The following is a 22550-nucleotide window of genomic DNA, read 5'->3' as shown; positions in this document are numbered from 1 at the left end:
GTATGCAGGAGGTTGGACGGTGAACCTAACTGCAACGAGGCGGCTACCCGCAGTACTGGCCGTGCGCGGCTCAGGTCAGTGAGTAACGACGAACCCCGTCGACGATCTGGGCGCTCAGTTTGCCTTGCGACACCAGGAGGTCGAGGTGCGCTGCGGTTTCGAGGACCGCGAGCATCTGATTGAAGGAGTCCATTTCGGACAGTTTGCGGTTGCGGCGGGTCCAGCCGATCCGATGTGCGGCCTCGTACGCACAAGTCGCGCCGGCCGCGATTTGCGAGGCGACCGTCTCGAGCCGCTGTCGATGGTGTTCCAGTAGTTCGTCGACCCGGGTGTGGACGCTTTCGGACACCGGGCCGTGCGCGGGAAGCATGCGGCGGTCCGGCATGGCACGCACCAGGCGAAGGGAGTCGATGAAGTCGTTGAGCGGAAGCTCGGCCGGCACCGGCTGGAACCCGATGGAAGGCGTGATGTGCGGCAGCACGTGGTCGCCGGAGAACAACAGGCCGGCGGTGTCGTCGACGAAGACGACGTGTCCGGACGTGTGTCCCGGAGTGGCGACGACCTCGAACTCTCGCCCAGGCAGGATCGGCCGCGGGCCTGGCGTCAGCCATTCGTCGGGTGCTTCCCAGAGGTCGGCTTCCGTGTGTCGCCGGTTTGTGCCGAACTGCCGGGCCAGCGCTTGCACGACTTCGCCGGCCCCGGCTTGGAACAAGAGATCGACCTGGGCTTCCATCGGCAGGCGATCAGGATTGCCGGACGCCTTCAGGGACGGTTCTTCGTCCTGGCCGAGGGCGATCTTCGAACCGAAATCACGCCGGAGGACCACCGCCTGCGAATAGTGGTCCCGGTGCACGTGGGTGACGAGGAACTCGCTGACGTCGGCAAGCTCGGCGCCGAGTCCGGTCAAGGCGTCGGCGAGCTGTTGCCGGGCCACCTCCAGCGCCCATCCGGAGTCGACCAGGACCAGCTTCTCGCCGTCGGTGACCGCGTAGACGTTGACCGCGCGCAGAGCGTCGTTGGGCAGCGGCAACGGGATCCGGTAGACGCCGGACGAGACTTCGTAGATGCCGGGCTCGGTCCAGTTCCTGTCGCTGTTTTCCGGCAACGGTTCCACGGTGACCTCCGTTCCGGCGAGACTGCGGTGCCCCGGCCTTTCTTCACCCTGAGCCGTGCCGGGCCCGCTGTCCACCGGGAGGAGATGAGACGCCGGTCACTTGCTCAGTCGGTGTCCTGCTTCAGGGCGGTGTCGATCGTCAAGGCCGCGGCGACCACCATGCTGGCGAGCGGATCCGGCAGTGGGTGAGGGATCTCCACGACATAGTTGTCCGCCGTGGTGAAAGCGGCTTTGAGGAACCCGCCCCAGGTCTTGGTCACCCGGGCGACCTCGGTGCCGGCGTGGTCGCGAATCGAGAAATTCCAGGCGCGCCAGTTCTCGGCGAAGATCCCGCCGACCGACTGGCCGCCGACGATGAAGCCGAATCGGATCTTGCCGAAGACGTTTTCCTGGACGATCTCGCCGATCGGCGTCTCGTCGGCCCTGGTGACCAGGAACCGGGATTTGAACACCTTCGCCGGCCGCGTGACCTTGAGGACGGTGCTGTGGTTGGCGTCGCGGACCTCGAACTTGTGGGTCAGGAACTGGTCGTAGTTGGTCAGCAGCCGGATCGCCTTCTTCAGCGTGCTCTGGCCCACCTCGACGACCCCGCCGAGCTGGTTGCCGTGCTGGTCGAAGACACCGAACTCGTTGGCCATCTCGATGAGCTTGGCGCGCTGGTTGACCACGAGGACCGGCTCGGTGAACAGGGTCCCGCCACCGGCGCGCGTGCCGCCTCGGCCGCGTGTTGCGCGATTGACCTGGTTCTGGATCCGGGCCGGGTCGTGGGCACGTTCGATGTCCAGCTCGATCGGCGCGGAATCACTCTGGGGCGGGGCTGGGTGAGCCGGCCGGGTGTCGGCGGTCCAGGCCTGGCCGTCCCACCATCGGTGCAGATGGGGGTCGCGCGCGTCCGGGTACCAGCCCGGCTGCGGTGGCGAACTCGTCATGGCCGGTCACCCTATCGTCGCGGACGCGCTCATGGTGCCAGTCAAGGGAAATGCGGTGAATGTCCGCATCCCCGGCGCCCCGGCCGGTGCCGGCATGTGGGGGTCGACCAGAATCGGGGGTCGTGAGTGAGCGAATCTGGCCCAGCGGAGCCGCGACGGCGATCGGCTCGATGCCGGGCAACGATCCTGTCGAGGCGGCCGCGGTCGTCTTCGGGGAGCTGCCCGACTTCCCGCACCTGCCCGAGCTGCCGGCGCGTGGCGTCGGTGCGGACATGCTCGGCCGGACCGCCGCGCTGCTCGTCGACCTGGCCGTCGACGTCGTGCCGAGTGGCTACCGCGTTGCGTCCCGGCCGGGGCACGACCATCGCCGGGCTGTCGATCTCCTTCGCTGGGATCTCGACGCTGTGCAGGAGGCGCGCGAAAAGGCTGGGGCCACCCCGCCGGTCTTCAAGGTCCAGCTGGCCGGGCCGTGGACGCTCGGCGCGGGACTCGAACTGCCCCGCGGGCATCGGGTGCTCACCGATCGCGGGGCCTTGCGCGATTTCACGTCGTCGCTGTTGGACGGCCTCGCCGAACACGTCGCGGAAGTGCAGGCCAGGACCGGCGCGCCGGTGGTGGTCCAGTTCGACGAACCGTCGTTGCCCGCGGTGCTGGCCGGCGGCCTGTCGACGCCGTCCGGCTACGGGAACGTCCCCGCGGTGCCGGCGCCCGAAGCCCGTCAGCTGCTCACCACCGTCATCGACGGCGCCCGGCGGATCACCGACCGCCCGGTGATCCTGCACTGCTGTGCCGCCAAACCGCCCCTCGGTCTGCTGCGAGAGGCCGGTGCGGACGCCTTGGCCTTCGACCTCTCCGCACTCGATGGGGCCTCCGCCGCGTTCCTCGACGAGATCGGCGAAGTGTGGGACGGCGGGGCCACCCTGTTCCTGGGCGCGGTCCCGGCAACGGTGTCCGAGGCTTCGCCGTCGCCGCGCCTGAAGGACGTCGGCGAGCCTGCGTTCCGGCTGGCCGACCGGCTCGGATTCAACCGCAGCGTCCTCGCTGAACGGGCGGTGCCGACGCCCGCCTGCGGCCTCGCCGGCGCGTCGCCGGAGTGGATGCGCCGAGCCCTGTCGCTCACCCGGGACCTCGGCAAAGCCTTCGTGGAGCCGCCGGAGGGCTGGTGATGGAATTCGGCAACTGGCCGACGCCCGCCTCGGCCGGCAAGTAGCGTTGGCGAGGTCGCCGACCGAACGAGGACCACCCGAAACCATGCGTATGTTCCGCCGCAAGGACGCCGCCGCCGATCCGCCCGACCCGCGCACAGCTTGGCCCGAGCAGCCCGTGCCGGATGACCCGGCGGCTGCCGCGGACTCCTTCTGGCACGGCTGGTTCGAGCTTCTCCCGATGGTGAGCGCGGCACTCGGCGAAGGCGAGCTGAACCGCGTCGAGCACGAGCTCTGCCAGCTGGTCGAGGCGCTGCACCCGCGGCTGCACTTCTCGCTCGAGCGTGGTCGTCAGGCGATCTACGCCCTGGTCGTGACCGGCCAGGAAGATCCCGAAGTGCGGCCGTTCACCGACGCGTGGCGTGCTGCCGCGCCGCCGGACGACGCGATCTGGGAGTACCACGACTCGGTCCCGCCGGTACCCGATCCGACCGAGGTCACGGTGAACCTCGGCGAGCACCGGATCGCGCTGGCCGACGTCCGGGTCGTCGCTCAGGTGGACGACGACGAGCACGTGGTCGACGTCGCCGTCTTCCATCCGCGCTTCGGCGATCTCGACGACGCGACCCGGCGGACCATGACCTTCCTGCCGCTCGACGCGACATTGGGTGAACGGCTCGCCGCCGAACGATTACGGCGCGTCGAGACCGCGGAGGCCGAGCCGGCCGGTTCGATCACCCTTCTGGAGTTCCGTGAACTGGTCCGCGGGCTGGGCGGCGGACCGGACGAAAATGTCGGTACCTCCGGCTAGGGTTACCACCCGTGAGCAGCACCGAACTTCCCCAGGACCAGCTTGCGGCGGTCGACGCCCCGGTGGCCGCGGAGGACGTCACCGACGTCCCGGCCGACGTGCGTGAGCGGCACAGCGCCCTCGCCGAGGAACTGCGCGACCACCAGTTCCGCTACTATGTCTTGGACTCGCCGATCGTCTCGGACGGGCAGTTCGATGAGCTGCTGGGCGAACTGCAGCGGCTCGAGGATGCGCACCCGGCGCTGGTCACGCCCGATTCGCCGACCCAGCGCGTCGGGGGCACGTTCTCGACCGAGTTCACCGCGCACGACCACCTCGAGCGCATGCTCAGCCTGGACAACGTGTTCGACCAGGACGAGTTCCTGGCGTGGGTGGAACGTGTCGAGAAAGAGGTCGGGCGCACCGAATTCCTCGCCGAGCTGAAGATCGACGGCCTGGCGATCAACCTCCTGTACGAGAACGGCCACCTGACCCGGGCGCTCACGCGCGGTGACGGCCGGACCGGTGAGGACGTCACGCTCAACGTCCGCACCCTCGATCAGGTGCCGCAGACGCTGACCGGCACCGGCCAGTTCCCGTTACCTGCCCTGGTCGAGGTGCGCGGCGAGGTCTTCTTCCGCGTCGAGGACTTCCTCGAGCTGAACGCGAAGATGGTCGAGGCTGGCAAGCCTCCGTATGCGAACCCGCGCAACACCGCGGCCGGTTCGCTGCGGCAGAAAGACCCCAAGATCACTCGCGAGCGCCGGTTGCGGCTGATCTGCCACGGCCTCGGCAAACGCGAGGGTTTCGAACCCCAGCGCCAGTCGGAGGCGTACGACGCCCTGGCCGCGTGGGGGCTGCCCGTGTCGCCGCACAGCAAGGTCCTGACTTCAGCTGACGAGCTCACGGCGCACATCGCCTACTGGGGCGAGCACCGGCACGATGCCGAGCACGAGATCGACGGCGTCGTCATCAAGGTCGACCAGGTGGCGTTGCAGCGCCGGCTGGGCACGACGTCGCGCGCGCCGCGTTGGGCGATCGCCTACAAGTACCCGCCGGAAGAGGCGATCACCACGCTGCTGGACATCCAGGTCGGCGTCGGGCGGACCGGGCGGGTGACCCCGTTCGCCGTCACCGAGCCGGTCACGGTCGCGGGGTCGACCGTGGCCAGGGCCACCCTCCACAACCAGGAGGAGGTCAAGCGCAAGGGCGTACTGATCGGCGATCGGATCGTCATCCGGAAGGCCGGCGACGTCATCCCCGAGGTCCTCGGGCCGGTGGTGGACGCCCGCACCGGCGACGAACGCGAGTTCGTCATGCCCACCCGCTGCCCGGAATGCGGCACCGAGCTTGCCTATCAGAAAGAAGGCGACAAGGACATCCGCTGCCCGAACACCCGGTTCTGCCCCGCGCAGCTGCGTGAGCGCCTCTTCCACCTGGCCGGGCGGGGCGCCTTCGACATCGAGGTCCTCGGGTACGAGGCGGCGGTCGCGTTGCTCGACGCGCGAGTGGTCGCCGACGAGGGCGACGTCTTCGACCTGAACGAGGACAGCCTCGCCGAAGTCGAACTGTTCCGGACCAAGGCGGGCGAGCTGTCGGCGAACGCGCGGAAGCTGCTCGCCAACCTCGACGCGGCGAAGGACCGGCCGCTGTGGAAGGTGCTGGTCGCCCTGTCGATCCGGCACGTGGGGCCGACCGCTGCGCAGGCGCTGGCGCGTGAGTTCGGTTCGGTCGAACGGATCGAGCAGGCCACCGAGGAGGAGCTGTCGGCGGTCGACGGCGTCGGTCCGACCATCGCCCACGCGACGCAGGAGTGGTTCGACGTCGCCTGGCACCGCGAGATCGTCGAAAAGTGGCGACGCGCCGGCGTGCGGATGGAGGAGGAGCGCGACGAGTCGATCCCGCGCCACCTCGAGGGGCTGTCGATCGTGGTGACAGGCTCGCTCGACGGCTTCTCGCGCGACGAAGCCAAGGAAGTCGTCATGGCGCGCGGTGGCAAGGCCGCCGGGTCGGTCTCGAAGAAGACCTCGTTCGTCGTCGTCGGGGACTCGCCTGGTTCGAAATACGACAAGGCGGTTCAGCTCAAGGTGCCGGTGCTCGACGAAGCCGGCTTCCGCGTCCTGCTGGAGCAGGGCCCCGACGCGGCGCGGGAGGTGGCGCTGCCGGTCGGCGACGAGACCGCCGAGGAAGAGACTGGGGGAACGGATGGGTGACGTCGAGATCCGGCCGCCGCGGGCCGAGGAGTACGCCGCGGCGGGCGAAGTCACGGTGCAGGCGTACAAGGCCGATGGCCACTTGGCCGACGACGTCGGCTACGACGCGACGTTGCGGGACGTCGCCCGGCGGGTCGAGGCGGCTGAGGTCCTCGTCGCCGTGGACGGGGCCGGGGAGGTGATCGGCACCGTGACCGTCGTGCGCCCGGGGTCCGAGTACGCCGAGATCTCGCGCCCGGGCGAGCTGGAGTTCCGGATGCTGGCGGTGGCGCCGTCGGCACGTGGCCGTGGTGTCGGCGAAGCCTTGGTCAGGGCGGTGCTCGACCGTGCTCGCGCGCTGGGGCTCCGGAAGGTGGTGCTGAGCAGTGCCGACCGGATGCGCAGCGCGCATCGGCTCTACGAGCGTCTCGGGTTCACGCGCCTGGCCGAGCGGGACTGGCGGCCGTTCCCGCACATCGTGCTCATCGCCTATCAGATCGACGTCTGACCTGGGCCTTGTCGCGAAAAGGGACGAACCCTCTTGGGGCTCGTCCCTTTCGATGGCATGAGGGTCTAGCCATCGAGGACAACCGCGACGATGCCGGCGAGGTGGGCGAGCCGGGCGACCTCGGCGGCGCGGAAGTTCGGGCCGCCGGGGCGGGCGACGAGCAGCGCCTTGCCCGGCTTGCCGAGCGGGGTCGCCGCGAGCTCGGTGCCGAGCTCCTTCCACGTCTCCGGGATCCAGGCTTCCTCGCTGTCGAGGACCGTCGCGCGTTCGAGCGGCAGCCAGGGCAGGTCGGTGATCGGTGTCTCCGGAGCCGCGCTGGACGAGGCCAGCCGGACCGCGCCGGTCTCCGAATGCTCGACGATCATCGCCCAGCCGGCGCGCACGATACGGGGGACGCCCTCGGCGAGGATGTCGAGCCCGGACTTCGGCCGCGCGGCGATCTCTTCGACGAGCTCGAGCTCACGGTGCGTGTCCAGGACGCCCGCGTAGGGACGGACCGCGTCCACTTCGACGCCCTCGACGCTCTCGGCCGCCGTGATCAGCGCGTCGGGCAGGCGGCCCGACGGGAGCTCGACCACCAGGTCGTCGACGGCGATCCCGCTGCCGCGCTCGACGACGTCCACGCTGAGGATGTCGGCGCCCACCGTGCCGAGCGCCGTGGCGACCGCGCCGAGGGTCCCCGGGCTGTCCGGAAGGAGGACCCGGATCAGGAACGACACCACGCGCCCCTCTCACCTCTGGCGTCCCAGCCTTGCCGTGGGACGCTCGATGCCGGTCGCCGATTGTGACAGACCCACCCGGCTCGTGGGACCTGCTGTCCGCCGGGCGGGATGTGAGCGTCGCCGGACGGCAGCCGGCCTGCGCCGGGCGTAACCCAGTCGAGTCCGCCCGCGCCGCCACCATAGACTTGCAGCTTCCGAGACAACCCGCACAGCACAACCCGGGAGTCACCCGCGTGCCCAACATTTCCCGAGACGAGGTCGCGCACCTCGCGAAGCTGGCCAGGCTGGCCGTGACCGACGACGAGATCGACGTCTTCGCCGGCCAGCTCGACCAGATCCTGGACTCGGTGGCCAAGGTGAGCGAGGTCGCCGCCGCCGACGTGCCGCCCACGTCGCACGCCGTGCCGCTGACGAACGTCTTCCGACAGGACGTCGTCGTCCCCGGGCTCACGCAGCAGCAGGCGCTGGCCGGTGCGCCAGCTGCCGAAGAGGGCCGTTTCCGGGTGCCGCGGATTCTGGGGGAAGAGCAGTGACCGAGCTCATCAAGCTGACCGCCGCGGAGCTGGCGGAGAAGATCCACTCGCGCGAGGTGTCCGCGGTCGAGGTCACGCAGGCCCACCTGGACCGGATCGCCGAGGTCGACGACCACATCCACGCGTTCCTGCACGTCGACACCGAGGGCGCGCTGGCCGCGGCCAAGAAGGTCGACGACGGCCTGGCCGACGGCAAGGCGCCCGCGTCGTCGCTGGCTGGCGTGCCGCTCGCGCTCAAGGACGTGCTGACCACCGAGGGCGTGCCGACCACCTGTGGTTCGAAAACGCTCGAAGGCTGGCTGCCGCCGTACGACGCGACCGTGACGCGCAAGCTGCGCGAGGCCGGTGTGGTCATTCTCGGCAAGACGAACATGGACGAGTTCGCCATGGGGTCGTCGACCGAGAACTCCGCGTACGGTCCGACGCACAACCCGTGGGACCACGCCCGCATCCCGGGCGGGTCGGGCGGTGGCTCGTCTGCGTCGATCGCGGCCTTCGAGGCCGCCATCGCGATCGGCACCGACACCGGTGGTTCGATCCGGCAGCCCGGTTCCGTCACCGGGACCGTCGGGGTCAAGCCGACCTACGGCGGGGTGTCGCGCTACGGCCTTGTCGCTTTTTCGTCCTCGCTCGACCAGGCCGGGCCCTGCGCGCGGACAGTGCTCGACGCCGCGCTGCTGCACGAGGTCATCGCCGGGTACGACCCGCGGGACTCGACGTCGATCGACGCCCCGGTGCCACCGGTCGTCGCCGCTGCGCGCCAGGGTGCGAACGGTGACCTGAAGGGTGTCAAGGTCGGCGTCGTGAAGGAGTTCGGCGGCGACGGCTACCAGCCGGGCGTACTGCGGTCGTTCCAGGCCGCGGTCGAGCAGCTGCGGGCGCTCGGCGCCGACGTCGTCGAGGTGTCTTGTCCGAATTTCGTCTACGCGCTGCCCGCGTACTACCTGATCGCGCCGAGCGAGTGCTCGTCGAACCTCGCGCGGTTCGACGCCATGCGCTACGGCCTGCGCGTCGCCGACGACGGCACGCACAGCGCCGAAGAGGTCATGTCGCTGACGCGGGAGAAGGGCTTCGGCGCCGAGGTCAAGCGGCGGATCATGCTGGGCACCTACGCCTTGTCGTCCGGCTACTACGACGCCTACTACGGCTCGGCGCAGAAGGTGCGCACGCTCATCACGCGTGACTTCGACGCCGCCTTCGAACAGGTCGATGTCCTCGTTTCGCCCACGACGCCGACCACGGCGTTCAAGATCGGCGAGCGCGTGGACGACCCGATGGCGATGTACCTCGCCGACCTGTGCACGATCCCGTCGAACCTCGCCGGCAACGCCGCCATGAGCGTGCCGAGCGGGCTGTCCGACGAGGACGGGCTGCCGGTCGGGCTGCAGATCATGGCCCCGGCGCTCGCCGACGACCGGCTCTACCGGGTCGGCGCCGCCTACGAGGCCGCCCGCGACGCCGCCGCTGGTGGGGCGCTCATCCACAAGGTCCCGGAGCTGGGAGGAACGAAGTGACTGCCGTGGCCGAGTTGATGGACTACGCCGACGTTATCGAGCGGTTCGACCCGGTGCTCGGGCTCGAGGTCCACGTCGAGCTCAGCACGAACACGAAGATGTTCTGCGGGTGCGCGAACGAGTTCGGCGGTGAGCCGAACACGAAGGTCTGCCCGACCTGCCTCGGCCTGCCCGGTGCGCTGCCGGCCCTGAACGGCAAGGCCGTCGAGGGAGCCATCCGGATCGGTCTCGCGCTGAACTGCGAGATCGCCGAATGGTGCCGGTTCGCGCGGAAGAACTACTTCTACCCGGACATGCCGAAGAACTTCCAGACGTCGCAGTACGACGAGCCGATCGCCTTCAACGGCTATCTCGACGTCACGCTCGACGACGGCGAGGTCGTGCGCGTGGAGATCGAGCGGGCGCACATGGAGGAGGACACCGGCAAGTCGCTGCACGTCGGCGGCGCGACCGGGCGGATCCACGGTGCCGAGCACTCCCTGCTCGACTACAACCGGGCCGGCGTGCCATTGATCGAAATCGTCACGAAGACGATCGAGGGCACCGGTGAGCGGGCCCCCGAGGTCGCGCGGGCGTACGTGAGCGCACTGCGGGACCTGCTGAGCGCGCTTGACGTGTCCGACGTCCGCATGGACCAGGGCTCGCTGCGGTGCGACGCGAACGTCTCGCTGATGGCGAAGGACGCGACCGAGTTCGGGACGCGCACCGAGACGAAGAACGTCAACTCGCTGCGCAGCGTCGAGCGTGCCGTCCGCTACGAGATGACGCGGCAGGCGGCGATCCTCGCCGCCGGCGGTTCGATCAAGCAGGAGACGCGGCACTTCCAGGAGGCCGACGGCACCACGTCGCCGGGCCGGACGAAGGAGACCGCCGAGGACTACCGGTACTTCCCGGAGCCCGACCTGGTCCCGATCGCGCCCTCGCGCGAATGGGTCGAGGAGCTGCGCGGGACGCTGCCGGAGATGCCTTCGGAGCGGCGGAAGCGGATCCAGCAGGAGTGGTCGCTTTCCGACGAGGCCCTGCGTGACCTGCTGAACGTCGGTGCCGTCGACCTCGTCGCGGCCACCGTCGAGGCCGGCGCGTCGCCGGACGACGCCCGTGGGTGGTGGGTCAACACCCTCGCCCAGGAGGCCAACGCCCGCGAGGTCGAGCTGACCGAGCTGGCGATCACTCCGGCGCAGGTGGCCGACGTGATCGGGCTGGTCACGTCCGGCGAACTCACGAACAAGCTGGCGAAGGAAGTCGTCCAGGGTGTGCTCGCGGGTGAGGGCGAGCCGCGGGAGGTCGTCGAGAAGCGGGGGCTGAAGGTCGTCTCGGACGACTCGGCGCTGCTCGCGGCGATCGACGAGGCTCTGGCGGGGCAGCCGGACGTCGCGGACAAGATCCGCGGCGGCAAGGTCGCCGCGGCGGGCGCCATCGTCGGCGCGGTCATGAAGGCGACCAAGGGGCAGGCCGACGCCAAGCGGGTCCGTGAGCTGATCATCGAGCGCGTCGGTTCTTGACGTTGCCGGCATTCGTCAAAAGCGTCACCTGGCGCGAGTGGCTCGGCTTGGCGGCCGGGCTGCTCGCGCTGGGTTCGACGTTCCTTCCGTGGACCACGCTGACCGCCACCAAGCCGGACATCGAAGACATCCTCGCGCAGCTGCCCCAGGGTGACGTCGTCCGCAACGCGTGGCACTCGAGCTTCTTCGCCTGGTGCCCGCCGCTGCCGTTGCTGCTGGCCGGGCTGGTCGTGGTCTTTTTCGGGCGAATCCGGACCCTGCGCGTCAGCGGCCTGCCGCAGCTGTGGCTGGTGGTCGCCGCGGCGTCGCTGCTGCTGATGGTGCTGGGCTGGGTCACCCTGGATTGGGAGTTCGACGCCGACCAGCGCGGCATCTTCGAGGCCGCCGGGGTCGCCATCGGGGCGGGCCTGGGCCGGTTCCTCGGGTTGTTCGCGGCGCTGGTGTCCGGTGTTGCCGCTTTCCTGGACATGCGGGCGATGCGGGCCGAGAGCCGGCAGCCGCGGAAGAGCCGCAGCAAGAGCGGCTGATCTTCGCGCCCCTTCGGTAAGAGTCCTGCCGCTGGAGAATTTCCGACCGGGTGGGGGAGTCGTCCGACCGGTGGATCGCGATCGTTGACAACGTTGACATCATGGTCGCCCGTTGCGCGAGAAAGCGCTTTCTGGAACGGTCGGAGAGGCGCAGCCCGGCCGCGGAGATCGCCGCCGCCGTAGGCGGACGGGCGGCGCGGATCGGCGCTGCTGGGGCGCCGGAGCCGTGGAAGGAGACCCGGGTTGGCTCAGGGAAAGCGCTTACGGGTGGCCGTCATCGGGACCGGGGCCATCGCGGAGAGCCACCGGACTGCCTTCGAGGCCCACCACGAAGACGTCGACATCGTGGCCGCCGCCGACGTCGACGAGGCGCGGGTGGCCGCGTTCTGCGCCGGGACCGGCCACGCGAAGCCCTACCACGACCTGGGCACCCTGCTCGCCGAGCAGGAGCCGGACCTCGTCTCGATCTGCACGCCGCCGAGCCTGCACGTCGAGCAGACGAAGGACGTGCTCGGAAGCGGCGCCTGGGCCTGGTGTGAGAAGCCGCCGTGCCGGTCGCTCGCCGAGTACGACGAGATGACCGTCGCCGAGCGGGAGGGTGGGCCGTACGCCGCCTTCGTCTACCAGCAGCGGTCCGGCTCGGCCGCCGCGCACTTCCGGGAGCTGCTCGCGGGTGGGGAGCTGGGGCGCCCGCTCGTCGCGCACTGCCAGACCACCTGGTACCGCGATGCCGCCTACTACGCGGTTCCGTGGCGCGGGCGCTGGGAGACCGAGGGCGGCGGGCCGGCCATGGGCCACGGCATCCACCAGATGGATCTGTTGCTCCACCTGCTCGGCGACTGGGCCGAGGTGCGCGCGATGACCGCGCGGCTGGTGCACGACGTCGAGACCGAAGACGTCTCCACCGCGCTCGTCCGGTTCGAGTCGGGGGCGCTGGCGACCGTCGTCAACAGCGTCCTCTCGCCGGACGAGGTGAGCCGGATCCGGATCGACTGCGAGCGCGCCACCGCGGAGCTCAGTCATCTCTACGGGTACGGCGTCAAGGACTGGCGCTACACGTCGGCGCCGCACGTCACCGGGGACGCCGTCGTGCGGTGGCACACCCCGGCCAGTGACGTCGACAGCTCGCACGCCGCCGCGTTCGCGCCGGTCCTGGCCGCCTACCGGGCCGGGCGGCGGCCGCCGTGCAGCGGGGATGACGGGCGGCAGGTGCTGGAGTTCATCGCCGCGCTCTACAAGTCCGCGTCCACCGGGCTCGGCGTGCGCCGCGGGGAGATCGGGCCGGGCGATCCCTTCTACCGCTCGATGGCGGGCGACCAGGCAGGGGGACGTGGATGAGTGCGACGATCACGGTGACCCACCGGCACGGCGAGCACGTGTCCGTCGAGGCCGGTGGTGTCCAGCTGATGTCCTATGTGTACAAGCCCGACCCGGTGGCCTTCGAGTCGCGCAAGCCCTACGCCCACCCGCTGCGGACCCTCGGCGGCCGGCACGTCAGCGGGTACCGGCCCGCCGACCACCGGTGGCACAAGGGCCTGCAGATGACCTCGAGCCACCTGTCCGGGCAGAACTTCTGGGGTGGCCACACCTACGTCCCCGGCGACTGGTACCAGGAGCTGCCCGACCGCATCGGCTCCATGCGGCACGACGGATTCGCCCGCTTCACCGTCGAACGCGATCGGCTCAGCTTCTGCGAAGACCTCACCTGGGTCGCCAACGGCGGTGACGAGTGGGCGCGGGAGCGGCGTGACATCGTCGTCCACTCGGTCGAGCCGGGCGAAGGGTCCTGGGCGCTCGACTGGGCGATCGAGCTGACCAACGTCCGCGACGTCCCGCTCGTGTTCGGCAGCCCGACCACCGCGGGCCGCGAGCTGGCCGGGTACACCGGCCTGCACTGGCGGGGGCCCCGCGACTTCGGCGGTGGCCAGGTCCTGGGCCCCGGCGACCTGGAGGGCGAGGCGATGATGGGCGCGCAGGCGCCGTGGCTCGCGTTCGTCGGCGAGCACGACGACGTCGACGCGCATTCGACGCTCGTCTTCGCCCACGCGCCCGAGAACGACAAGGCGATCCACGAGTCGCACTGGTTCGTCCGGGCCGCGGAAGCGCCCATGGTCGCTTTCTCGTGGGCGTTTTTCGACGAGTTCGAACTGCCGCCAGGGGAGAGCTTCGCCTATCGCTACCGGATCGTCGTCGCCGACGGGGCCTGGGACCGCGACCGGGTGACCCGCTACCTCGACGGGCACGGCTGGTCATGACCGATTTTCCGCTACCGGGCGGCATCGGCGTCTCGCACCTGCGCGCCTACGACTGGGCGGCCGAGGACGGCGTCTGCGGCGGCAGCCCGCACGTCCACCTCGCCTGCACCGAGGCCTACGTCGTCACCGGGGGCCGGGGTGCCGTCCAGACGCTGAGCGTCGACGGCTACGGGGAGACACCCCTGGAGCCCGGCGTGATCGCGTGGTTCACCCCCGGCACCGTGCACCGGATGGTGCAGGACGACGGCCTGCGCGTCACGGTCCTCATGCAGAACAGCGGGCTGCCGGAGGCCGGGGACGCCGTCTTCACGTTCCCGCCCGACGTGCTCGCCGACGCGGGTGCCTACGCCGAGGCCGCGGCGTTGCCGAAAACCGGCGACGCCGCGCAGCGGCGCCGTGACCTGGCCGTTCGCGGGTACCTGCCGCTGCGTGACGCCCTCCGGGACGGCAATCCGGAACCGCTGCGGGCGTTCCACCGGGCGGCCGTCGCGCTCGTCGCGCCGAAGGTCGCAGAGTGGGTACCGCGCTGGCAGGCCGGGGCGTTGCGGGCCGCCGAACTGACCGGTGCGCACCTCAAGGCCCTCGCCGACGGCGACGGGAGCCACCTCGACCGGTCCGGCCTCCGGGTCGCGACGCCGTCGAATCCCGACGGCTACGGCATGTGCGGACGCCGGGCCGAATACGACATCCCGTGGGATGGATCCGACCAGGAAGGCTTGCAGTGATGAACCAGTCCAGCATCGGAGTGCTGCTCAACGGGGTGACGGGCCGAATGGGCTACCGGCAGCACCTGCTCCGGTCGGTCCTGGCGATCCGCGAACAGGGCGGCGTCGCCCTGCCGGACGGCAGCCGTGTGCAGCTCGAGCCGATCCTCGCCGGGCGCAACGCCGCGAAGCTCAAGGACCTCGCCGACCGGCACGGCCTGACGGCGTGGACCACCGACGCCGATTCCGCGCTGCAGGACGTCGAGATCTACTTCGACGCGCAGCTGACGTCGGCGCGCGAGCCGTCGGTGCGGGCGGCGATCGCCGCGGGCAAGCACGTCTACGCCGAAAAGCCCCTGGCCGAGACGCTGCCGGCGGCGCTGGAGCTGGCCGGGCTCGCGCGGGACGCCGGGATCTGCCACGGCGTCGTGCACGACAAGCTCTTCCTGCCCGGGCTGCTCAAGCTGCGGCGGCTGATCGACGGCGGGTTCTTCGGGCGGATCCTGTCGGTGCGTGGCGAGTTCGGCTACTGGGTCTTCGAGGGCGACTGGCAGGAGGCGCAGCGCCCGAGCTGGAACTACCGCGCCGAGGACGGCGGCGGGATCGTGCTCGACATGTTCTGCCACTGGAACTACGTGCTCGAGAACCTCTTCGGCGCCGTTTCGGCGGTGACGGCCAAGGCGGTGACCCACATCCCGCGCCGCTGGGACGAGCAGGGCGAGGCGTACGCGGCGACGGCGGACGACGCCGCGTACGGCATCTTCGAACTGGAGTCGGGGGTCATCGCGCAGATCAACTCGTCGTGGTCCACCCGGGTCTTCCGCGACGAGCTGGTCGAGTTCCAGGTCGACGGCACCGAGGGCAGCGCGGTCGCCGGGCTGCGGCGCTGCCGCGTCCAGCACCGCTCGGCGACGCCGAAGCCGGTCTGGAACCCGGATCTGCCGGCCACCGAGCCCTTCCGCGACCAGTGGCAGGAAGTGCCGGACAACGCCGAGTTCGACAACGGCTTCAAGGCGCAGTGGGAGGAGTTCGTGCGGGACGTCGTCGCCGGGCGCCAGCACCGGTACGACTTCTTCTCGGCCGCCCGGGGGTTGCAGGTGGCGGAGGCCGGGCTGACGTCGTCGGCCGAGGGACGGCGGGTGGAGCTGAAGCCGCTGGCCTGATTCAGGCCGTCGGGAACCGGGGTGCTTCGAGCACACGGTAGTGGTACGTCTGGCGCTCCTCGTGGTCGACGAGCGTCCGGAACCCGGCAGCTCGCACGACTTCCAGCAGCGAACGGACGATCAGTTCGGTGGCCGTGACCACGTAGCCGACCAGCGGGTCTTCGGGATCCTGGCGGCGGGCGTGCGCGCGGTAGGAGTCCGTGTCCTGGAGCGGAGTGTGCCATTCCAGCGTGACGCCGAACGGCTGGATGTCGTGCACGAGGATCTGCGCCCCGGCCGGCCACGGGTCCGGGCTGAAGCGGTCGAGGACCGTGGCCGCGAAACCCATCCTGGTGAGTTCCGCACGCACAGCTTCCGCCAGCTCGCGCCACGCGGACACCGCCTCGTCCGGGGCGCGGAACATCGGGTCGTCGGCGAGCAGCGCGGCCTTCTCGTACTGGAACGGGTCGGTCACCGTGGCACCTTAACACCGGGCCGGTGGTGGCCGGCGCCGCAGCGCGCGGCCACCACCGGCGGTCGGATTCGTCAGCGATATCCCTGGGCGCGCTGGGCGATCAGCGATTTGAGGGATTCGATTTCCAGTTTGCTTTCCTTCAGGTAATAGACCGCGAAGTCGACCGGGGTCCCGTTCGCCAGCGCTTCACCGAGCAGCGGTGAGCACCGGTCCGGGCACGGGCTCCGCTCGGTGAACAGGCGCTCGATCGTCTTCGTGTCGAACCCGTTCTGTCGCAGCGTGTCGACGATGCGCTCTTCGGCGTGCTTTTTGCTGCCGCTGATCGCGCCGATGTAGCCCTCGCCGAGAATGGGGTCCTTGTAACCAGGGATCTTCGCCACCGCGACGTTGATCCCCGGCTTCCTGAGCAGGCCCATCGTCCGGCGCAGTTCGTACGCCTTGTCGGCCAGTTCACTGCCCCAGCGCTCGTACTGGATCGGGTTGAGGCAGTATCCGCCGGCCGCGGCGGCCAGGTGGGCCGACGCGAAGCCGGGAATGCACGCCCCGCCGAGCTTCGTGGCGATGTTGCGGGCGAGGTCGCCGAGGGTGTTGCGGACCGCGATGCCGGCGAGGAACTCCTCCGAGCTCAGCGCCGCCAGGCGGGACGCCAGGAAGGAGTCGGCGGCGATGCCGGTGACGAACTCCGCGCCGATCGTCAGTTCGATGCCCGCGCCCGCGGCTCCCGCGAGGAAGCCCGCTTCGGCGCCGACCAGGGCACCCACCAGCGGGGCCGTGCAGACCTCGAGGCAGAAGATGCCGGCGCCGACGATCACCGCGCCCGCGACGATCGTGCCGGCGATCGACCACCAGCGTTCGGAGTCGGCTTCGTCTTCGGCCTTCTGCTTGGCGTCGGCGATCGCCTTGTTGATGACGTACGTCAGCGCCGGGTTGTACGCGCCCTTGAGGCAGTCGTTGAAGACCTGCTCGCTGTACTGCTTGAGCTGGTTGCAGACCGCGACGTTGCGTTCGGCTTCGCCCTTCGGGTCGTTGATCATCCGGGACGCGCGCGTGACGCAGTCGTCGTGCGCCGGCCCCGCCGGGACAGCGTTGCAGGCACCGTTGACGTCGTCGGAGAACTTCTTCTTGGCCGCGGCGATCTCGTTGTTCGCCCTGGTGACCGCGTCGTCCCAGGCTTTGTTCGCGGCCGCGACGGCGGCGTTGGCGTCGTTGCCGGCGTCGACCGCGTCCTGGTACGCCTGGTGCGCCGCGTCGACGGCGCTTTGCGCATATTGGTTCGCCAGGTTGGCCGAGTACCGTGCCGACACCGCCGACTGCGTCGCCCGGACCGCGGCCTGGGAGGCCCGGACCGCGGCCTGCTGCGCGGTTTCGGCCGACTGCGCGGCCTGGATCGCCGAATCGCGCGCGTCCTGCGCCGACTTCTCCGCGTCCTTGGCCGCGTTGATCGCGTCGGTGGCGAACGCGTTGGCCTGCTCGGCGTACTTGAGCGCTTCCGCGGCCGCGTGGCGGGCGTTGGCGGCGACGGACTGCGCCAGCGCGGCGTTCTGGGACGCCTTCGCCGCGATGGACGTGGCTTCGGAGACCAGTCCGGAGACGACCGCGTTGTGCGCCGCCGACTCACGGTCGTGGCGCGCGGCGATGTACTGGCCGTTGAGCCGGTACATCCGGACCATGTCGGGCGGCCCGGCCAGCGCCGCCTGGGCCAGCATCCGGGCTTCGGGCCCGGTCGCGGTGCTGGCGATCAGCTGGTTGAGCGCGATCCGGTCATCCTTTTCGCGGGCGATGTTCTGCCCGGTGTCGAGGAACTGCCGGAACGCGGCCACCGTGCCGGCGTCGAGGGCCTTCTGGGCCTCGGCGACGACGACGGAGTTGCCTTCGGCGCGGGCGGTGGCCTGGACCTGGTTGACCTGCAGCCGCAGGTCGCTGCCTTCGGTCGGGTAGTCCGGCGTAGCGAGGAACCGCTTGACATCGGTGTCGCTGCCCGCGAGCGCTTGCTGGCCGGCCGCCTTCTTGGCCGGGCTCGCGCTGTCGACGATCTCCTGCAGGGTCTCGCGGTCGTCCAGCGCCGCCGACCGCACAATGCCGGTGCGGACGAACTCCTGGACTTCGCGATCGGCGCCGGAGAGCGCGCCTTCGGCAGCGGACTTCGTCCACGGGCCGCCGGTGGTCAGCAGCCGAAGGGCGATCTTCCGGCCGTTGAGCGTGACCAGCGCCGGGTCGGCACCCGGCGCGTTCGCCTCGGTCAGCAGCCGGTTGGTTTCCGCGTCGCGCTGGACTTCCTGCGCCGCGTTCCACTTGCGGGTCAGGCCGAGCCGATCCTGGACGGCGAGGGCCTGCTGGGCGGCTTCGGTGGCCTGTTCGGCCTGCAGCGCGATCCGGTCCGCGTCGACCTTGCGGGCGGCGTCGTAGATCCGCTGGGCCTGCTTGGCCGAGTCGATCGCGATCTGCGCGGCCGCGCTGGCCGCGTTCGCGTGGTCGGTGGCGAGCTGGGCCGCCTGATCGGCGTTGACGGCGTGGTCCGCCGCGTCCTTCGCCGCCGCGGCGGCGAGGGCGGCGTCCGCTGCGGCACGGACAGCCAGCACACGCGCCTGTGCCGCCGCGTCCGCCGCTTCGCCTGCGTACGCGCGGGCCGACGCGGCCGCCCGGCTCGCCCGGTCGGCCTGCCGCTGCGCGGTCGCCGCCGCGGCCTCGGCTTCATGCGCGTCCGCGCCGGCTGCCTGCGCCCACTGGACGGCTTCGCGCGCGGCTGCCGCCGAATTCGAGGCGTTGGTACTGGCCGAGTTCGCCGAGTCGATGGCTTGCTTGGCGTGTTCCAGGGCAGCTTTCGCCTGGTCGAGCGCGTCGACGGTCTGCTGCGCACTGGCCGATGCGGCGGCCGCTTCGAGGGACGCCTTGGACGCGTCCCCGGCCTTGCCCCGGTCCACGCGGGCCGCTGCGGCGGCGTTCCACGCGGTGGTCGACGCCTGTCCGGCCTTCGACGCGGCCGCGGCGGCCCGCGCCGCGGCGTTGGCGGCGACCCGGGCGGCGGACGTCGCGGCGTTGGCCGCGCCGATTGCCGTGACCGCGGCGCTCGCTGCCCGGTTGGCCGCGGTGGCGGCCCGACCGGCGGCTTCGGCCGCGCCCGCGGCGTTGTCCTTGGCCGCCTTCGCGGCCTGGGCGGCCAGCTCGCTCGCCTGCCGCGCGAGGTCGGCTTCCTTCAGCGCGCGATCGGCGGCGTCCTTCGCCTCCTGGGTCTCCTGCGCGGCTTGGGCGCCGGCGATCTTCGCCGCGTCGACCAGCTGCTGGATGCTCGCCGTCTCCTGGTCGCGGGCCGCGGCGACTTCCCAGTCGCGGTCGACGAACAGCCGCAGCCGATTCGGGGTTCCGTCGTCCAGCGCCTCCTGCGCGGCCACCTTCGCTTCCGGACCGCTGATCGCGAGGATCTGGTTGACCCGGACCCGGAGGTCGGTCGCCTCGGCACGGGCCGAGGTCGTGTTCAAGAAGTCGTGGAGCGCGGCGTAGCTTCCGTTGTCCAAGGCAGCTTGCGCGGCCTTTTTGACCTGGGGGCCACCCGCGGCCATGATCTGGTTGACCCGGACGCGCAGGTCGGTGTCCGACGCGCCTGTCCAGGTCTCGCGGAGGAAGGTGCGCAGCGCGTCCGGGTTGCTGTCCGCGGCGTCGAGGGCCTGCTGCGCCGCGGTTTTCACCGCCGGGCCGCCGGCGTTGAGGATCTGGTTCACCGACAGCCGGTCGTCCAGCGCGACGAGGCGGCCCAGCTTGTCCTTCAGAAACGCGGCGACGTCGGCGTCGGAGCCGATCAGGGCCCGTTCGGCCTCGGCCTTGACCTGCGTGCCGGCGGCTCGCCAGATCGTGAGCACCTTGGCGCGCGGGGAAAGCTCGGAGGCCGTGGCCGCGGCGGCCCGGGGTGCGGCGGCCGGCGCCGCCGTGGCCTGTTGCACGGTTTGGGCGGTCAGTGCGGCGACGAGCGCGACGATCAAGCCGCCGCGCCGGAGCCGCTGGAGTCTTTTCACCGGTCTCATGGCTCTCTTTTCGTGAACGCGCACCGGCGCCACACCGTCCGGTGCTCGGGTGCGGGAAAAGCCCGGAAACGGCGTCAGCCCGCCGGCGGCGCGATGTCAGCCGTCGTTCGGGCAGCGCAAAAAGACGTGACCATCCGGAAATCCCCCTCGGCGGACCAGGGTGAGGATCCGCCCGAACGTGACCTTAACAGGACGAAGATCGCCGGATCGTGGGCCAGAAGGGGGTGATCGTCATCACATTCGATGACGAAGAGTGCAGCTCACTGCACCGGCCGGGTCAATCCTTGCCGTTGCCGCCGCCGGACGTGGCCGGGGTGATCAGGACGACGCGGTCGTCGCTGGAGACCGGGGTGCCGCCGTCCTTGTTGACCGTTCCCGCCACCGCCAGCTGCGGGTTGATCATGCTCATGCCGGCCAGCCGCCCGTACGTCACCGGCGGCTTGCCGGTCTTGCCGTCGAGACTGACCGTCGGCTTGCCGCTGATCGCGCCGTCCGGGGCCACCGGCAGGTTCTGCAGATTGCCCGCCAGCGACGTGCCGACCGAGAGCGAGCCGTTCGCGTCGACGAAGTCGGCGCAGCCCGCGACGCCCGGCTTGTCCGGCCACGTCCACGCCGGCGTCGTCAACGGCTGACCGGCCTGGATGCGGTAGAGGGCGTCCTTGTCGGCGAGGTGGTCGGTGACCCAGACGCGGCCGCCGTCGGCCGAGGCGCACACCCCGCCCGGTGCGTGCAGGCCGGCCGCCACCACGAGCGCTCCGTTCGGGTTGCCCGCCGCGGCCTTGCCGGAGGTGTCGATCCGCAGCAGCTTCCCGGCGAGGGAGTTCGGGTCCGCCGCGGCGTTCGGGTTGCCCGCGTCACCGGTCGCGACCAGCAGCGCGCCCCGGTTGTCGGTGCCGATCGTGCCGCGGTTGCCGGACGCGCCCTTCGGGATGCCGGTGAGGACCGGCTTCGGGGACTGGCCCCTGGCGAAGCGCACGACGCGGTTGTCGGTCGCAGTCGTGATGTAGGCGAACACCAGCTGGTCCTCGACGTACGACGGTGACAGCGCGAGCCCGGTCAGGCCGCCGTCGCCGGCCGCCTGGACGTCGAGCTTCGCGAAGTCCGTCGCGTCCTTGCCGCCCGTCGCCAGCAGGACGCGGCCGCTCTTGCGCTCGCCGGCCAGCGCGCTCGGCGTGGAGCCGTCACCCGGCAGGCCGGCCACCGCGGCGACGGTGTCCAGGCACGTCGCGATCACCGACGAGTCGAAGTCCTTGCAGCCCTGCGGCGGCGGCACGGGCGCGGCCGACTGGCCCGGCCGGGCCTGCTTGGGGTCGCTCCCGGAGTCCGCGCCGGGGCCCTGGACCTCGGGCGGCGATTCGGGGCTCGGGACGGGCGCGGGGCTGAACGTCTGCCCCGCCGCGGTGTCGTCGAACCGCGCGCACCCGGCGGGCAGCAGGACACCGCAGGCCAAGATCGCCAGCAAGGCCGAGCGGTAGCGGGTGCGCATGATCCCCCAGCCTAGGGGCCGGTGCGTGAACCATGGGTGAGTACTCCTCGATTACGTTGGGGATCATGACGCTGACCGTGCTGGTGCCCGACGACGAGGGCATGACCGTGCTCGCCGAGGTCCCGCGGGTCCTGCCCGTGCGCTACCAGTGGGGCGAACCGGTGCCGCCCGAGGCCGCGAAGGCCCAGGTGCTCATCCCCGGCAAGCACCCGCCGGGCGAGCAGTTGTGGCGCACGTTGCCGAACCTGAAGCTGATCCAGCTGCTGTCCGCCGGCGCCGAGGACTGGGTCGGCAAGGTGCCCGACGGTGTCCTGCTCTCCACCTGCCGCGGCGCGCACGGCGGGAGCACGGCCGAGTGGGTCGTCGCCGCGCTGCTGTCGATGTACCGGAAGCTGGACGTCTTCGCCGCGGCGCAGCGCGAAGGGCGGTGGGAGCGGCAGACGGCGGACACGCTGCAGGGCAAGCGGGTGCTCGTCATCGGCGCCGGTGACCTCGGGCGGCACCTGCGGCGCCGGCTCGAGCCGTTCGACGCGCGCTGCACGATGGTCGGGATGACGGCGCGGGAGGGTGTGCACGGCGTGCGCGAGCTGCCCGGGCTGCTCGAACTGCACGACGTCGTGGTGCTGATGGTGCCGCTGACGTCCCGGACGCGGGGGATGGCCGACGCGGAGTTCCTGGCCCGGATGCGCGACGGCGCGGTGCTGGTCAACGTCTCGCGCGGCGCCGTCGTGGACACCGATGCCCTGGTCGCCGAACTGACCACGGGCCGGCTGCGGGCCGCCCTCGACGTCACCGACCCCGAGCCGCCGCCCGCCGGGCACCCGCTGTGGACGGCGCCGGGGCTGCTGCTGACGCCGCACGTCGGCGGGGCCGTGCGCGGGGTCCGTGGTCGTTCGTACGCCGTGGCCGCGGCCGAGATCGCCCGCTACGCCGGCGGCGAGCTGCCGGACAACCTCGTCCACGGCGAATACTGAGCTCGCCAGGCCCGCGCGATTC

General features: G+C 71.0%; 19 protein-coding genes. 13 read left to right on the top strand and 6 right to left on the bottom strand.

What is annotated here, in order from left to right; translation table 11 throughout:
* Positions 1–70: 70 nt before the first annotated feature.
* Entirely contained in the window at positions 71–1114 is a 1044-nt protein-coding gene (locus tag ACLJQF_RS42210; RefSeq protein ID WP_410615928.1) for an MBL fold metallo-hydrolase, read from the bottom strand.
* A 104-nt stretch (positions 1115–1218) separates the two neighbouring features.
* The gene (locus ACLJQF_RS42205; RefSeq protein ID WP_410615927.1) at positions 1219–2043 is read right to left on the bottom strand and encodes a phospholipid scramblase-related protein; all 825 of its coding nucleotides are present in this window, start codon (positions 2041–2043) and stop codon (positions 1219–1221) included.
* Between the two features lie 122 nt (positions 2044–2165).
* Between ACLJQF_RS42205 and ACLJQF_RS42200 the strand changes: the two genes are divergently transcribed.
* The 4 genes from ACLJQF_RS42200 to ACLJQF_RS42185 all read left to right on the top strand — a co-directional run bounded on the left by ACLJQF_RS42200 (position 2166) and on the right by ACLJQF_RS42185 (position 6678).
* Complete coding sequence (locus tag ACLJQF_RS42200) at positions 2166–3209, top strand: methionine synthase (RefSeq protein ID WP_410615926.1); 1044 nt, start codon at positions 2166–2168, stop codon at positions 3207–3209.
* 85 nt (positions 3210–3294) lie between these two features.
* Complete coding sequence (locus ACLJQF_RS42195) at positions 3295–3999, top strand: hypothetical protein (RefSeq protein ID WP_410615925.1); 705 nt, start codon at positions 3295–3297, stop codon at positions 3997–3999.
* Positions 4000–4010: 11 nt separating this feature from the next.
* Positions 4011–6191 (top strand): NAD-dependent DNA ligase LigA, encoded by a 2181-nt coding sequence (gene ligA / locus ACLJQF_RS42190; RefSeq protein ID WP_410615924.1) that lies wholly within the window; start codon positions 4011–4013, stop codon positions 6189–6191.
* Positions 6184–6678 carry a GNAT family N-acetyltransferase gene (locus ACLJQF_RS42185; protein ID WP_410615923.1) on the top strand — a complete coding sequence of 165 codons (495 nt, stop codon included), beginning with the start codon at positions 6184–6186 and terminating at the stop codon, positions 6676–6678. Before ligA ends, ACLJQF_RS42185 begins: the two co-directional genes overlap by 8 nt.
* Positions 6679–6743: 65 nt before the next feature.
* Here the strand turns inward: ACLJQF_RS42185 and ACLJQF_RS42180 are convergent, their stop codons facing one another.
* Positions 6744–7397, bottom strand: coding sequence for an amino acid-binding protein (locus tag ACLJQF_RS42180; RefSeq protein WP_410615922.1), 654 nt, complete (start codon positions 7395–7397; stop codon positions 6744–6746).
* Between the two features lie 236 nt (positions 7398–7633).
* Between ACLJQF_RS42180 and gatC the strand changes: the two genes are divergently transcribed.
* From gatC to ACLJQF_RS42140, 8 genes are all read left to right on the top strand, one after another.
* Positions 7634–7933: an Asp-tRNA(Asn)/Glu-tRNA(Gln) amidotransferase subunit GatC gene (gene gatC, locus ACLJQF_RS42175; protein ID WP_043780795.1), complete on the top strand. Its 300-nt coding sequence runs from the start codon at positions 7634–7636 to the stop codon at positions 7931–7933.
* Positions 7930–9447, top strand: coding sequence for an Asp-tRNA(Asn)/Glu-tRNA(Gln) amidotransferase subunit GatA (gene gatA, locus ACLJQF_RS42170; RefSeq protein ID WP_410615921.1), 1518 nt, complete (start codon positions 7930–7932; stop codon positions 9445–9447). Before gatC ends, gatA begins: the two co-directional genes overlap by 4 nt.
* Positions 9444–10949 (top strand): Asp-tRNA(Asn)/Glu-tRNA(Gln) amidotransferase subunit GatB, encoded by a 1506-nt coding sequence (gene gatB / locus ACLJQF_RS42165; protein ID WP_410615920.1) that lies wholly within the window; start codon positions 9444–9446, stop codon positions 10947–10949. The genes gatA and gatB overlap by 4 nt, the downstream gene beginning before the upstream one ends.
* Positions 10946–11476, top strand: a complete 531-nt coding sequence (locus ACLJQF_RS42160) for a hypothetical protein (protein WP_410615919.1) — start codon at positions 10946–10948, stop codon at positions 11474–11476. The genes gatB and ACLJQF_RS42160 overlap by 4 nt, the downstream gene beginning before the upstream one ends.
* Positions 11477–11743: 267 nt before the next feature.
* A complete protein-coding gene (locus tag ACLJQF_RS42155) occupies positions 11744–12814 on the top strand; it encodes a Gfo/Idh/MocA family protein (protein ID WP_410615918.1) in 1071 nt (356 codons plus the stop codon).
* Positions 12811–13731 carry a PmoA family protein gene (locus ACLJQF_RS42150; protein WP_410615917.1) on the top strand — a complete coding sequence of 307 codons (921 nt, stop codon included), beginning with the start codon at positions 12811–12813 and terminating at the stop codon, positions 13729–13731. Before ACLJQF_RS42155 ends, ACLJQF_RS42150 begins: the two co-directional genes overlap by 4 nt.
* Positions 13728–14456, top strand: coding sequence for a cupin domain-containing protein (locus ACLJQF_RS42145; protein ID WP_410615916.1), 729 nt, complete (start codon positions 13728–13730; stop codon positions 14454–14456). Before ACLJQF_RS42150 ends, ACLJQF_RS42145 begins: the two co-directional genes overlap by 4 nt.
* Positions 14456–15598: a Gfo/Idh/MocA family protein gene (locus tag ACLJQF_RS42140; protein ID WP_410615915.1), complete on the top strand. Its 1143-nt coding sequence runs from the start codon at positions 14456–14458 to the stop codon at positions 15596–15598. The genes ACLJQF_RS42145 and ACLJQF_RS42140 overlap by 1 nt, the downstream gene beginning before the upstream one ends.
* Before the next feature lies 1 nt (position 15599).
* Here ACLJQF_RS42140 and ACLJQF_RS42135 read toward each other — a convergent pair whose 3' ends face one another.
* The 3 genes from ACLJQF_RS42135 to ACLJQF_RS42125 all read right to left on the bottom strand — a co-directional run bounded on the left by ACLJQF_RS42135 (position 15600) and on the right by ACLJQF_RS42125 (position 21554).
* Entirely contained in the window at positions 15600–16052 is a 453-nt protein-coding gene (locus tag ACLJQF_RS42135) for a hypothetical protein (RefSeq protein WP_410615914.1), read from the bottom strand.
* A 71-nt stretch (positions 16053–16123) separates the two neighbouring features.
* Positions 16124–20059 carry a nucleic acid/nucleotide deaminase domain-containing protein gene (locus ACLJQF_RS42130; RefSeq protein ID WP_410615913.1) on the bottom strand — a complete coding sequence of 1312 codons (3936 nt, stop codon included), beginning with the start codon at positions 20057–20059 and terminating at the stop codon, positions 16124–16126.
* Between the two features lie 286 nt (positions 20060–20345).
* Positions 20346–21554, bottom strand: coding sequence for a PQQ-dependent sugar dehydrogenase (locus ACLJQF_RS42125; protein ID WP_410615912.1), 1209 nt, complete (start codon positions 21552–21554; stop codon positions 20346–20348).
* 65 nt (positions 21555–21619) lie between these two features.
* On the opposite strand from ACLJQF_RS42125, the gene ACLJQF_RS42120 reads away from it, so the two are divergent.
* Positions 21620–22528, top strand: a complete 909-nt coding sequence (locus ACLJQF_RS42120; RefSeq protein ID WP_410615911.1) for a 2-hydroxyacid dehydrogenase — start codon at positions 21620–21622, stop codon at positions 22526–22528.
* The last annotated feature ends 22 nt before the right edge of the window (positions 22529–22550 follow it).

Source organism: Amycolatopsis sp. lyj-109 (genome assembly GCF_046548995.1).
In the GTDB taxonomy this organism is placed as follows: domain Bacteria; phylum Actinomycetota; class Actinomycetes; order Mycobacteriales; family Pseudonocardiaceae; genus Amycolatopsis.
The sequence above is the reverse complement of the archived record's forward strand: the minus strand, read 5'-3'. Positions and strand labels throughout refer to the sequence as shown.